The 13,122-nt window shown below is 52.0% G+C and carries 11 protein-coding genes; 5 read left to right on the top strand and 6 right to left on the bottom strand.

All coding sequences use genetic code 11. The features are described from left to right. Window positions 1–244 precede the first annotated feature (244 nt). From purB to rluE, 5 genes are read right to left on the bottom strand one after another with little or no spacing between them, the layout of a single operon-like run. Window positions 245–1,615, bottom strand: coding sequence for an adenylosuccinate lyase (gene purB / locus OGX81_RS15845; RefSeq protein ID WP_012132704.1), 1,371 nt, complete (start codon window positions 1,613–1,615; stop codon window positions 245–247). A 3-nt stretch (window positions 1,616–1,618) separates the two neighbouring features. Then, window positions 1,619–2,260 carry a high frequency lysogenization protein HflD gene (hflD, locus tag OGX81_RS15840; protein WP_286487583.1) on the bottom strand — a complete coding sequence of 214 codons (642 nt, stop codon included), beginning with the start codon at window positions 2,258–2,260 and terminating at the stop codon, window positions 1,619–1,621. Between the two features lie 35 nt (window positions 2,261–2,295). Then, on the bottom strand, window positions 2,296–3,402 hold the full coding sequence (gene mnmA, locus OGX81_RS15835; protein WP_024130406.1) for a tRNA 2-thiouridine(34) synthase MnmA: 1,107 nt from the start codon (window positions 3,400–3,402) through the stop codon (window positions 2,296–2,298). A 54-nt stretch (window positions 3,403–3,456) separates the two neighbouring features. Next, window positions 3,457–3,918, bottom strand: coding sequence for an NUDIX hydrolase (locus OGX81_RS15830; protein ID WP_012132701.1), 462 nt, complete (start codon window positions 3,916–3,918; stop codon window positions 3,457–3,459). A gap of 9 nt (window positions 3,919–3,927) precedes the next feature. Next, window positions 3,928–4,581 (bottom strand): 23S rRNA pseudouridine(2457) synthase RluE, encoded by a 654-nt coding sequence (gene rluE / locus OGX81_RS15825; RefSeq protein ID WP_081353176.1) that lies wholly within the window; start codon window positions 4,579–4,581, stop codon window positions 3,928–3,930. 172 nt (window positions 4,582–4,753) lie between these two features. Here rluE and icd point away from each other — a divergent pair, with 172 nt between their 5' ends. The 3 genes from icd to OGX81_RS15810 all read left to right on the top strand — a co-directional run bounded on the left by icd (window position 4,754) and on the right by OGX81_RS15810 (window position 7,923). Further along, a complete protein-coding gene (gene icd / locus OGX81_RS15820; protein WP_047457457.1) occupies window positions 4,754–6,004 on the top strand; it encodes an NADP-dependent isocitrate dehydrogenase in 1,251 nt (416 codons plus the stop codon). Window positions 6,005–6,708: 704 nt separating this feature from the next. Then, a complete protein-coding gene (locus OGX81_RS15815; protein ID WP_049011760.1) occupies window positions 6,709–7,668 on the top strand; it encodes a Kdo(2)-lipid IV(A) acyltransferase in 960 nt (319 codons plus the stop codon). A gap of 123 nt (window positions 7,669–7,791) precedes the next feature. Further along, a complete protein-coding gene (locus OGX81_RS15810) occupies window positions 7,792–7,923 on the top strand; it encodes a hypothetical protein (RefSeq protein WP_012132696.1) in 132 nt (43 codons plus the stop codon). A gap of 666 nt (window positions 7,924–8,589) precedes the next feature. Here OGX81_RS15810 and uspF read toward each other — a convergent pair. Continuing rightward, the gene (uspF, locus tag OGX81_RS15805) at window positions 8,590–9,018 is read right to left on the bottom strand and encodes a universal stress protein UspF (protein WP_012132695.1); all 429 of its coding nucleotides are present in this window, start codon (window positions 9,016–9,018) and stop codon (window positions 8,590–8,592) included. A 531-nt stretch (window positions 9,019–9,549) separates the two neighbouring features. Between uspF and OGX81_RS15800 the strand changes: the two genes are divergently transcribed. Then, window positions 9,550–10,644 (top strand): NapC/NirT family cytochrome c, encoded by a 1,095-nt coding sequence (locus OGX81_RS15800; RefSeq protein WP_104868749.1) that lies wholly within the window; start codon window positions 9,550–9,552, stop codon window positions 10,642–10,644. Window positions 10,645–10,664: 20 nt separating this feature from the next. Further along, window positions 10,665–13,109 (top strand): trimethylamine-N-oxide reductase 2, encoded by a 2,445-nt coding sequence (locus OGX81_RS15795; protein WP_047457451.1) that lies wholly within the window; start codon window positions 10,665–10,667, stop codon window positions 13,107–13,109. Window positions 13,110–13,122: the final 13 nt, after the last annotated feature.

Here is a 13,122-nt window from a genome sequence, read left to right as displayed (position 1 = left end):
TAAAATACCTGATATTGTCTGCTATTGTCCGATAACTACATTCCCCAACTTCTTGATATTGTTATAAATGCATGTTTCTTAAACTGTTTATTTTTTTCATTCGCAGTCTAACGCTGATTATGTTGCGGCGGGGATAAACATTTCGTAAACCGGGGGGAGAGTTATGCCGGATGAGTCTCCGGCATTGGGGGCGCTGAATATCGGCCGGATAAGATGCGTTAGCATCGCTATCCGGCAGGGGGGATTACTTCAGCTCGTCAACCATAGTGATGGCGCGACCAATATAGTTGGCCGGGGTCATCGCCTTCAGGCGCGTTTTCTCTTCTTCCGGCAGGGCCAGACTGTCGATAAACTGCTTCATGCCTTCGGCGTCAACACGTTTGCCGCGCGTTAACTCTTTCAGCTTCTCGTACGGTTTCTCAATGCCGTAGCGGCGCATTACGGTCTGGATCGGCTCTGCCAGCACTTCCCAGTTGTGATCCAGTTCATCCAGCAGACGATCGCGGTTCACTTCCAGTTTGCTTACGCCTTTCAGGGTGGACTGATACGCGATCAACGCATAGCCAATACCGACGCCCAGGTTACGCAGCACGGTGGAGTCCGTCAGGTCGCGCTGCCAGCGGGAAACCGGCAGTTTGCTTGCCAGGTGTTGCAGTACGGCGTTAGCCAGGCCCAGGTTGCCTTCGGAGTTTTCGAAGTCAATCGGGTTAACCTTGTGCGGCATGGTGGAAGAACCAATTTCACCCGCGATGGTTCTCTGTTTGAAGTGGTTGAGCGCGATATAACCCCAGACGTCGCGATCGAAGTCAATCAGGATGGTGTTAAAGCGCGCGACGCAGTCAAACAGCTCTGCGATGTAGTCATGCGGTTCAATCTGTGTGGTGTACGGGTTCCACTGGATACCCAGCGACGTCACAAACTCTTCGCTGAAATGGTGCCAGTCCACTTCCGGGTAAGCGGCAATGTGGGCGTTATAGTTACCGACCGCGCCGTTGATTTTACCAAGGATTTCCACCTGGTTTAACTGGCGGAACTGGCGTTCCATGCGGTAAGCCACGTTAGCCATCTCTTTCCCCATCGTGGACGGCGTAGCCGGTTGACCGTGGGTACGGGAGAGCAGGGGAATGTCGCGATACTGAACGGACAGATCTTTGACCGCGTCGATCAGCTGACGCCAGTACGGCAGGATCACTTCGTCGCGCGCGGTTTTCAGCATCAGCGCATGAGACAGGTTGTTGATGTCTTCAGAAGTACAGGCGAAGTGGATGAACTCAGAAACCGCATGCAGTTCCGGGATATCCGCCACTTTTTCTTTCAGGAAATACTCAACTGCCTTCACGTCGTGGTTCGTCGTGCGCTCAATGGTTTTGATACGTGCGGCATCTTCTTCATTGAAGTTCGCGACAATCGTATCCAGGAAACCGTTTGCGTCGGCAGCAAAAGCAGGAACTTCCTTGATCGCTGCGTGCGCGGCCAGTTTTTGCAGCCAGCGTACTTCAACCTGTACACGGAATTTCAGCAAACCGTATTCGCTGAAAATCCCGCGCAGCGCGCTGACTTTATCGCCGTAGCGTCCATCGACAGGGGAAACGGCGGTCAGTGAGGATAATTCCATAGATCACAACTCCGGGGTTAAATGAGCAAGAATTTGTTTTGCCTGAGTGGTCAGGCGATTACGAGAAAACATTAATTGCAGGCGGCCACCGCCGACCTGGTGCCAGAGCACTGCGGCACGGATACCGGCCAGAAGCGAGGCGCGAACTTTTGCCTGCACCTGCGGGCTTTGCAGCACGGCGGGTGAGCCCGTCACCTGAATGCGTGGCCCCAGCGGGCTGATGACATCGACATAAATACCGGCCATCGCGCTCATCAGCGTTTCTGATTGCAGGTCAAAATGGTCAAGCTGACGCTGTAAGCCGTTAATGCGCTCGCCCAGCATGTCCAGCGCGCCTTTGGCGGCTGACAGTTTGCGCTCCAGCACCATCAGGCTCAGCGTATAGCGCGTCAGCTCTGCGTTCAGCCCCTGGCGGCTACTGGCATTCAGGACGACGAGCAGGGTTTCCAGACCGAGGCGAAGGTTCGCTTCGCTGCCGCCGAATACGCCCAGCGTAGAGCTGGGGTTCATATCGATAACGCTGTTCAGTGAAACGTGTAGCGCATCGGCATCACAGTGCCCCTGGTGCGCCAGCTGTTGCACCAGGCGTGCTGACTGGCAAATGCCTGCCAGTGCGAGGGTGATGTCATAATAATTCTTTGCCACGATCACTGCTTCCTTGTATCAGTTATAGAGAATAATTATACCGGCAGGGGCAGGCGCTGCTCGATAATACCGCCGCCGAGGCACACTTCTCCGTTATAAAAGACAGCCGACTGACCCGGCGTTACTGCGGCTACCGGCTCATCAAAAATCACTTCAATGCGTTCGTCATCCAGCGCTTTCACGGTGCACGGAATGTCGGTCTGGCGGTAGCGGGTTTTCACCGTGCAGCGCAGGGTGCCGCTAAACGGTTCGCGATCGACCCAGTGAAGCTGTTGGGCAATCAGGCCGACGGACATCAGACGTGGATGCTCATGACCCTGAGCGACAACCAGAATGTTATTCTCGACATCTTTATCGACCACGTACCACGGATCTTCGGTGCCTTCTTTGGTGCCGCCGATACCCAGACCTTTACGTTGGCCCAGCGTGTGGTACATCAGCCCCTGGTGCTGACCGATTTCGTCGCCGTCTACGGTGATGATTTTTCCTGGCTGCGCCGGGAGATAGCGACCGAGGAACTCGCGGAATTTACGTTCGCCGATAAAGCAGATGCCGGTAGAGTCTTTTTTCTTCGCGGTGATCAGACCGAGGTCTTCGGCAATTTTGCGTACCTGCGGTTTTTCCAGTTCACCGACCGGGAACAGGCTTTGGGCGATCTGCTCATGGCCGAGTGTGTAAAGGAAGTAGCTCTGATCTTTGTTACCGTCGAGCCCGCGCAGCAGGCGGCTTTTGCCGTCCACATCCGCGCGACGGACGTAGTGACCGGTGGCGATATAATCAGCGCCCAGATCTTCAGCGGCAAATTCGAGGAAGGCTTTAAATTTGATCTCTTTATTACACAGAATATCCGGGTTCGGCGTGCGGCCCGCTTTGTACTCTTCCAGGAAGAGTTCAAAAACGTTGTCCCAGTATTCTGCGGCAAAGTTTACGGTATGCAGTTCAATGCCAAGTTTGTCGCAAACGGCCTGCGCATCAGCCAGGTCGGCTGCCGCTGTGCAATATTCCTCACCGTCGTCCTCTTCCCAGTTCTTCATGAACAGGCCTTCTACCTGGTAGCCCTGTTGTTGCAACAGCCAGGCGGAAACGGAGGAGTCGACACCGCCGGACATGCCGACGATCACTTTTTTTGGGCTTTCTGACATTGGAATACTCACGACATTGAACTTCAAGGCGGCGTATTCTATCACGCAGCCCTTTTACTTGACACCCTCTGTAAACGGCCAGTTAAATTCGCCGATGATCGCCAGCGGATAACGTTGCCCGTTCTGCCAGCAACGAATGCTCTCGGCAACCAGCGGCGAACGCAGGTTGGGGGCGTTGAGGATCGCGTCGGCGCTGACCCAGCGACAGCAGTCAATGTCGTTGTCGTGAGGTTCAGTGGCGCACATCCTGGTAAGTTCAATGGAAAAGAGGAAACGCAGGAACGGCGTGTTGTCCGGCGCGATCCATTGATGCAGACGAATAAAGTGCTGGGGTTGCGCGGTAATCCCTGTCTCTTCCCAGAGTTCGCGCGCGGCGGCTTCCACCAGCGTTTCGTCGGCTTCCAGATGTCCGGCTGGCTGATTCCAGAGCGCTTTGCCGTTAATGGTCTCTTCCACCACGAGGAATTGACCTTCTGCATGGACGATGCAGGCGACGGTGACGTGCGGTTTGAACATGGTTTTTCCTTAATCGGTAGCGTCTCGCCATTCGCCGTTGGCAAGATTATCCAGCGTGTAGTTGCCCATTGCGTAGCGGATCAGTCGCAGCGTAGGGTAGCCGACGTGCGCCGTCATACGCCGTACCTGACGGTTACGGCCTTCATATAAGGTCACTTTGAGCCAGCGGGTGGGAATACTTTTTCGTTCGCGAATCGGCGGCGTTCTCGGCCACAGCCATTCGGGTTCCTCCACTACCTCAATGCCCGCAGGCAGAGTGGGGCCATCATTGAGCGTCACGCCATTGCGCAGGGCTTCCAGCGCTTCTGCGGTGGGTTCGCCTTCAACCTGAACGTAATAAATCTTACCGGTACGTTTGCCGGGCTGCGTCAGACGAGCCTGCAATGCGCCATCGTTGGTGAGCACCAGAAGACCTTCGCTGTCCCTGTCCAGACGACCTGCTGCATAGACGCCTTGGACAGGAATATAGTCTTTTAATGTGCTGCGCCCGGCCTCATCCGTAAATTGCGGCAAAACATCGTAAGGTTTATTGAACAAAACCACGCGTTTTGGCTGGTTTTCTTTCCGCCGCTTAGTGACTTGTCGTGAGCTGAATCGCTCAACCCGGTGATTTCTAAAAGAAGTTTTTTGCATGGTATTTTCAGGGCTTATCAATTGCCGCATTATAGCCTAATAACGAGTGTCTTTCATGGCAGCAAACAATAGGGTAGTATTGACACGCTCATTACAAATCATTAACAAAAAAGTTGCTCTAATGCATCCGTGTCGCAGGACGCAAACGCACATGCAGCGTGATGACAGACGAGCAAACCAGAAGCGCTCGAAGGAGAGGTGAATGGAAAGCAAAGTAGTTGTTCCGGCGGAAGGTAAGAAGATCACCCTGCAAAACGGCAAACTCAACGTTCCTGAAAATCCGATTATCCCGTTCATTGAAGGCGACGGTATCGGTGTTGATGTAACCCCAGCCATGCTCAAAGTGGTCGATGCCGCTGTCGAGAAAGCCTATAAAGGCGAGCGTAAAATCTCCTGGATGGAAATTTACACCGGTGAAAAATCCACTCAGGTTTATGGCCAGGATGTCTGGCTGCCTGCTGAAACCCTGGATCTGATTCGTGATTACCGCGTGGCCATCAAAGGCCCTCTGACTACCCCGGTCGGCGGCGGTATTCGTTCCCTGAACGTGGCGCTGCGTCAGGAACTCGACCTGTACGTGTGTCTGCGTCCGGTTCGTTACTATCAGGGCACCCCAAGCCCGGTTAAACACCCTGAACTGACCGACATGGTCATCTTCCGCGAAAACGCTGAAGATATTTATGCAGGTATCGAATGGAAAGCCGACTCTGCGGATGCCGAGAAAGTGATCAAATTCCTGCGCGAAGAGATGGGCGTGAAGAAAATTCGCTTCCCTGAACACTGTGGTATCGGTATTAAGCCGTGTTCCGAAGAAGGAACCAAACGTCTGGTGCGTGCGGCGATTGAATATGCCATCGCTAACGACCGTGATTCTGTGACCCTGGTTCACAAAGGCAACATCATGAAGTTCACCGAAGGCGCGTTTAAAGACTGGGGCTACCAGTTAGCGCGTGATGAATTCGGCGGTGAGCTGATCGACGGCGGCCCGTGGGTCAAAATCAAGAACCCGAACACCGGCAAAGAGATCGTGATTAAAGACGTGATCGCCGATGCGTTCCTGCAACAGATCCTGCTGCGTCCGGCTGAGTACGACGTGATTGCCTGTATGAACCTGAACGGCGACTACATCTCTGACGCCCTGGCGGCGCAGGTTGGCGGTATCGGTATCGCGCCGGGCGCGAACATCGGTGACGAGTGCGCGCTGTTCGAAGCGACTCACGGTACTGCGCCGAAGTACGCGGGCCAGGATAAAGTTAACCCGGGCTCCATCATTCTGTCTGCTGAGATGATGCTGCGCCACATGCAGTGGTTCGAAGCCGCAGATCTGATCGTCAAAGGGATGGAAGGCGCGATTGCCGCGAAGACCGTCACTTACGATTTCGAACGTCTGATGGAAGGCGCTAAGCTGCTGAAATGTTCAGAGTTTGGCGACGCGATCATCGCAAATATGTAATCCAGTTTCTGGGTTAAACAAGAACGGGAGCCTGAGGGTTCCCGTTTTTTATTATTAGCATTCGAACTTGTTTTTTGAATGTCGAATTCGCAGAGGACTAAGACGATACTTCGCAAGTCTCCAGACGGGGAAGATGTGCATCTGCCAGTGACTCAGACGATTAGCCCATCAGCGGATGTGGCTACGGAGCATTGTGCAAAACGGGCATGAACAACCTGGAACGGGTGAAGCGTCACAGGTTCCCAAAAATGTTGTTTGCGGCTCAGTACCATGCTGACTGTAAAAACTTCCCAGAATCTTACTTTCGAGTGTGCGAACGTTATCAGGAGCCGTACCGGGTACTACGTTGGGCGGTGATTTGAATGCCAGGCAACTGAACGACGAGGCTGCCAGTGATATGGCGAATATGTTTCTGACTTTCATCTGATGATTACCCTTCTCACTAAAAGTTATGTAATAACATAACCTCAATTGTGCTTAATGAATAGACCTGAAATTGTCCGATCGGTCATGTGGCGGCGAAAAGGTAAATGACGTTTTTACGACCTCGCGGTGAGCAGGGGATAAGTCGCAAAAAATGACAAAACGACTTTTTCGTCTTTTTATAGACTTTTTGTGCTAACCGGGGCTTTAGTTTTCCCCTCTTTGTAATAGTCAGATAGCTAACACCGCAGTTATCAGTAAATCGGAACGTATTTTACTCAATGACGAGACTCCCAACATTTTCATTCGCTTTTTTTCATCCTCGCTACTGGCTGCTATGGCTGGGTATTTTCTTCTTACGATGTGCTGTTTTGCTGCCTTATCCCATTCTGCTCAGGCTTGGCGCTTGTCTGGGGAGAGTGGCCATGCGCGCATTGCCTCGCAGGGTAACAATAGCCCGTCGCAACCTGGAACTTTGCTTTAAGGCGCTACCTGCGAAGGAGCGTGAAAAATTACTGATTAAAAATTTTGAGTCGGTAGGCATGGGGGTACTTGAAACCGGTATCGCCTGGTTCTGGTCAGACAGGCGTTTACGCAAATGGTTTACGGTTACGGGTTATGAACATATGGAAAGTGCGCGAGCTGAAAATAAAGGCGTGCTTCTCATCGGTATGCACTTTCTTACTCTTGAACTTGGGGCGCGCATATTTGGGATGCTCAATCCGGGCATTGGCGTATACAGGCCGAACAATAACGCGCTGTATGACTGGTTGCAGACGCGGGGACGTCTTCGCTCAAATAAAACCATGCTCGATCGCTATGATTTAAAAGGCATGATACGAGTGCTCAAACAAGGTGAGATTGTCTGGTATGCACCTGATCATGACTATGGCGCTCGTAACAGCGTGTTTGTTCCTTTTTTTGATGTTCCCGATGCGGCGACTACCGCCGGCAGTTACATGCTTGTCAGAAGCGCCCGCCCGGCGGTTGTTCCTTTTGTTCCCCGACGCCGAGCGGATGGAAGAGGGTACGAGCTGATCATCCTCCCGGATATCGGCCATGAACTGTATGACGAGGGCAAGGAAACCGTTGCGACCAGAATGAATCGGGCGATTGAACGCGCAATCAACCTGGCTCCTGAACAATATATGTGGCTACACCGTCGCTTTAAGACCCGACCAGCAGGCAAGCCGGCCCTGTATGGGAAGAAGGAAAACGCGATTGAGAGTAACGGCGAATAGCTCGCTTCCTGGTTTCAAACCGCCTCCGGGCGGTTACTGGTCAATAATGCCGTCATAAACCTGTCATGTGTTCGTGCTATTGGGAATTTAGTCATTCATTTTCTGCGGTCAGGGGAGGTGAAAATGGGCACGGAACATGAACGCATTCGGTCAGTATTAACGGGGCTGCTTATCGCGCTGCTGATGCTGCTTGTCATGGCCGGGTGGCCTTATCTTGTGCGTATGATCTCCGGTTATATCGCCGGGTATCTGTAAATATGCACCTGAGGATAAACAAGAACGGGAACCTGTCAGTTCCCGTTTTTTTATGTCAGTAGAATGGCGTGTTGTGAGAGTGACGACTCTGCACCTGCAATCACCAGCCAGGCAGCGTACCCCCGACACTCCACTCTTCGGAGCCAAAATCGGGTTTCTCGCCTCGGATCACACGGTTTCTTTCTTCTTTTGTCGGTTTATGGGTGGCGGCGCGGCTGGGAAGTTTCCCGGGAGTTTTTACGCAGCCGAATCCCTGACAAATTGGGCTGGCGGAAGAGGGCGCGGGTTGTACTTCTGAGTCGACACAAGCCGTCAACAATACGATTGAAATCGTGCCGGCAACTCTCTTTATGTTCATAAATATCCTTTTAATGTTTAACGACTCACATGCCCTTTTCCCTGAGAGCATGAATACTCTGGCAAAAAAAGCCCGCAACAGAGTGCGGGCAAAATCATACTGGAAGCAATGTGAGCAATGTCGTGCTTTCAATACCTGTATTAGGCGCTAAGGTATTTACAGCAAGAGAATGATAACCATTATCATTTAATGATTCAACCATTCGTTTTATAAGGCTGTTTTTATCGGGAGTCATTCATCAGAAAACAGGTGTGATACAAGAACGGGAGCCTGTTGGCTCCCGTTTTCGCCAGGGTTAGCGAGCGGTATTAGCGTACAACCAGAACAGGGCAGTTTGCATGGCGAACAACGGCCGCAGCAGTTGAACCCAGCAGATAGGTGCTGAAACCCGGTTGATGCGACGCAATGATAATCAGGTCGGCTTCTACCGCATCCGCCAGTTTGAGGATCTGATCTTTGGGCGGGCCGTAGACAACATGGGACTGGCTCCTGCCCTCGGGGATATTGAATTGTTTAACAATTTCCTCCAGTTTGACGGCGGCCTTTGACTGAAGACCGCTTCTATCCGGGAACTCGCTGGAGTAGGCCAGACCCAGTGAGGCATAGAACGGGACAGAAGGTATTACGGCCAAAAAATGCACCTTTGCGGTTTTAGCATGCGCCTCAACCTGCGGGATGATCTGACGGGTCAAGCTGGCTTCTGAGATATCAATCGGCACCAGAATAGAACGATACATATTCACCACCTCCTGTTTGTTTTATCTCCACCTTAAGTGTACTGGACTTATCGGTTGTATAAGAAGTAATCAGATCAAAGTTATGTGAACGAGTCCGCAAGTCGTAAGAATGTAGACACAAAACGTCCACCAGAAGGTGTTACTGACATGATGGCTGTCAGGAGAATGATTTTTACCGTGAATATCGTTATGAAGCAGTAATGGGTTCCGTTTTACTTTATTTCATTGTATATTTATTTATATAACGACGGGATATTTTCTCTCTCTTGAATCGCCATCTTAATTATTTGAAACTTTCTCCTGATATTTAATTTAATAATGGTTTAAATATCTATATAATACAGTGTAACTTTCTGTGTTTTAACGATTTTATACTCATATATTCCGTTGTTGTGTAATCTGCGATCCCCTTCAAATTTACTTGCATGCTAATTCTTATTCACATCCACGCTTGATGGATATCAATAATTAACCTGCTCGGTCTAATTATTGTCTACCTCTAAAAGGGTAGTTGTCTGACGGGAATGAAGAATGAGAAAAATAAATAAAACCATTTTATGGACGATGCTGCTTTGCATCGTTCTTGGCGCAGTAATTGTTTTAGCGGGGCAATGGACGTTACATAAAACATCGAGCACTGAATTTTGTCTGTCTTGCCATACGATGCAGGCGCCTTATGAGGAGTATACGGGCTCGGTTCACTTCCAGAATCAGAAGGGGATTCGTGCGGAATGCGCGGATTGCCATATCCCGGAAGGCGGGGTGGATTACCTGGTAGCCAAGCTCCTTGCCTCGAAAGATGTCTATCATCAGTTCATCACCAAAAAAATCGACACGCCAGAGAAGTTTGAAGAGCATCGTCTGGAGATGGCGCAAACCGTTTGGGCGCAGTTGAAAGCCAGCGACTCCGCAACCTGTCGTAGCTGTCATAGCATGGATGCGATGGATCTTGACGCGCAAAGCGCTGATGCCCGCAAAATGCACCAAATGGGCATTCAGGAAAAACAAACCTGTATTGATTGCCACAAAGGCGTCGCCCACTTCCCACCCGAAATAACAATGGACGACAGCGCCCTCAAAGCGCTTGAGGCCCAGTCTGCATCTACCCCCGCATCTGCAAAAACGCTCTATGCCGTAAGCAATACCGCACTTGGCGATCTGGCAACGGTCTATCCGGCCACGCAAATGCATGTCCTGAAATCGACGGAAACGTCACGGCTGGTGGAGATCCGCGGGAGCCAGATGCAGGGGAGCGAGCAGGTTATTTACTACGCGGCAGGCCAGCGGTTGATCCTTGCCAGTCTGAGTGAGAAAGGGCAGCAATCACTCAACATTCTCTCTGACTGGAAAAAAGATGATTACGGTAACGCGTGGCGGGATGTGGCGCTACAGGGCGAGTGGAGCGGCTCTGCGCTCGCCAGCCGCGAACCGATGTGGGACTACGCGCGCAAACTCGACAATGTGTACTGCGCAGGCTGCCATGCGCCGATTCCTGCGAAGCATTTTACCCTCAATGCCTGGCCCTCTGTGGCGAAAGGGATGGGGGCTCGTACCAACATCAGTGAAAACGAACTGGATATCCTGAGCCGTTACTTCCAGTACAACGCGAAAGATATGCATGAATAGTGATAATACCAGGAGAAATCATGAAACTCACAAGACGTGACTTTATCAAGACGGCTGGAGCGGCAACCGGGACTATGGCGATTTCTTCGGTGATCCCAATGCCTGCCTGGGCCGAAAACCAAAATGGCGGCGCCATCCTGACGGCCGCACGTTGGGGGGCCGTATATGTGGAGGTTAAAGACGGCAAGGTTGTCTCTTCAAAAGGCGCATTACCTAAAACCATACCGAACTCATTGCAGCAAACCGCGCCGGATCAGGTACATACCAACGTCCGTGTAAAATACCCAATGGTGCGTAAAAGCTATCTGGAAAATCCAGGTAAAGCGGACGGTAAACGGGGAAGTGATCCCTTTGTGCGGGTGAGCTGGGAACAGGCGCTGAAACTCATTCATGAGCAGCATAGCCGTATTCGTAGCAGCTATGGCCCGTCCTCCATTTTTGCGGGTTCCTATGGCTGGCGCTCCAGCGGCGTCTTGCATAAAGCGCAAACGTTGCTGCAACGCTATATGAGTATGGCCGGGGGATATGCAGGCCATACCGGGGATTATTCCACCGGGGCGGCGCAGGTTATCATGCCATATGTTGTGGGATCGGTTGAGGTATACGAACAACAGACGACATGGCCGATGGTGCTTGAGCACAGCCAGGTGGTGGTGCTGTGGGGGATGAACCCGCTCAACACGTTAAAAATTGCCTGGAGCAGTACGGATGAACAAGGGCTTGAGTATTTTAATCTGCTGAAGAAATCGGGAAAAACCGTTATCGCGATCGACCCAATGCGCTCAGAAACCATTGAGTTTTTTGGCGACAATGCAACGTGGATCGCCCCGCATATGGGAACTGACGTGGCGATGATGCTGGGGATTGCGCATACGCTGGTGAAAAAAGAGCGTCACGATAAAGCGTTCCTGGAAAAATACACCACCGGTTATCCGCAGTTTGAAGAGTATCTGCTCGGCAAGAGCGACAACGTTGAGAAAACCGCTGAATGGGCATCCGGCGTCTGTGGCGTACCCGCAGAACAGATTGAGAAACTGGCGGAAATTTTTGCCAGCAACCAAACCATGCTGATGGCGGGCTGGGGGATTCAACGTCAGCAATACGGTGAGCAAAAACACTGGATGCTGGTGACGCTGGCCGCGATGCTGGGGCAAATTGGGACGGAAGGCGGCGGTTTCGGTTTCTCCTATCACTATTCCAACGGCGGGAACCCGACGCGTACCGGTGGTGTACTGCCTGCGATATCGGCGCAAATTGAGGGGGGATCGTCGGCAGGGAACGACTGGGCGGTATCGGATGCGGTGGTGAACCTGCCTGTGGCGCGAATTGTGGAGGCGCTGGAAAACCCGGGAGGAAAATATCAGCATAATGGTAAAGAGCAAACCTTCCCGGATATCAAAATGATCTGGTGGGCAGGCGGCGCGAACTTTACTCATCATCAGGATACCAACCGCTTAATCAAAGCGTGGCAGAAGCCCGAGCTGGTGGTGATTTCCGAGTGCTACTGGACGGCGGCGGCGAAACATGCCGATATTGTTCTCCCGATCACCACATCGTTTGAACGTAACGATCTCACGATGACCGGAGACTACAGCAACCAGCATCTGGTGCCTATGAAGCAGGTGATTGAGCCGCAGTTTGAGGCCCGTAATGACTTTGACGTCTTTGCTGATTTAGCTGAGATGCTCAAACCCGGCGGCAAAGCGGTCTATACCGAAGGTAAAGATGAGATGGCGTGGCTGAAGCAATTCTACGACGCCGCGCAAAAGGCGGCTCGCGCTCAACGTGTGGCAATGCCTCAGTTCAATGCGTTCTGGCAGCAGAATAAGCTGATTGAAATGCGCGAGAACGAAAAGAACAACAAGTATGTGCGTTATGCCGATTTCCGCCATGATCCGGTCATGAATGCGCTCGGTACGCCAAGCGGTAAGATCGAGATCTATTCAAAAACCATTGAAGGTTATCACTACAAAGACTGTCCGCCTCATGCTTCATGGATTGAACCGGATGAGTGGAAAGGGTCTGCGGATAAGGATCAGCTACAGTTGCTGACCGCCCATCCGGCGCACCGTCTGCACAGTCAGTTGAACTATGCGTCGTTGCGAAAAGAGTATGCCATTGCCGATCGCGAGCCGGTGACGATTCATCCAGATGATGCGAAGGCAAGAGGCATTGCCGAAGGCGACCTGGTACGCGTATGGAATGGTCGTGGTCAGGTTCTGGTCGGGGCGCACGTCAGCGATGGGATCAAGCCGGGGATCATCTGTATCCATGAAGGCGCCTGGCCTGATATCGAGAATGGCATCTGTAAAAACGGCGGCGCCAACGTGCTGACGGCGGACATCCCGACGTCAAGGCTGGCGAACGGCTGCGCGGGGAATACGACCCTGGTATACGCAGAGAAATTTACCGGCGAAGCCCCGACGCTCACGGTATTTGATGAGCCAGAGATTGTCACTCTGTAACGCCGGGGACTGT

Source organism: Citrobacter sp. CK206, assembly GCF_030333125.1.
In the GTDB taxonomy this organism is placed as follows: Bacteria; Pseudomonadota; Gammaproteobacteria; order Enterobacterales; family Enterobacteriaceae; genus Citrobacter_B; species Citrobacter_B koseri.
Note: the sequence above shows the minus strand (reverse complement) of the source record. Positions and strands in the feature narration are given on the sequence as shown.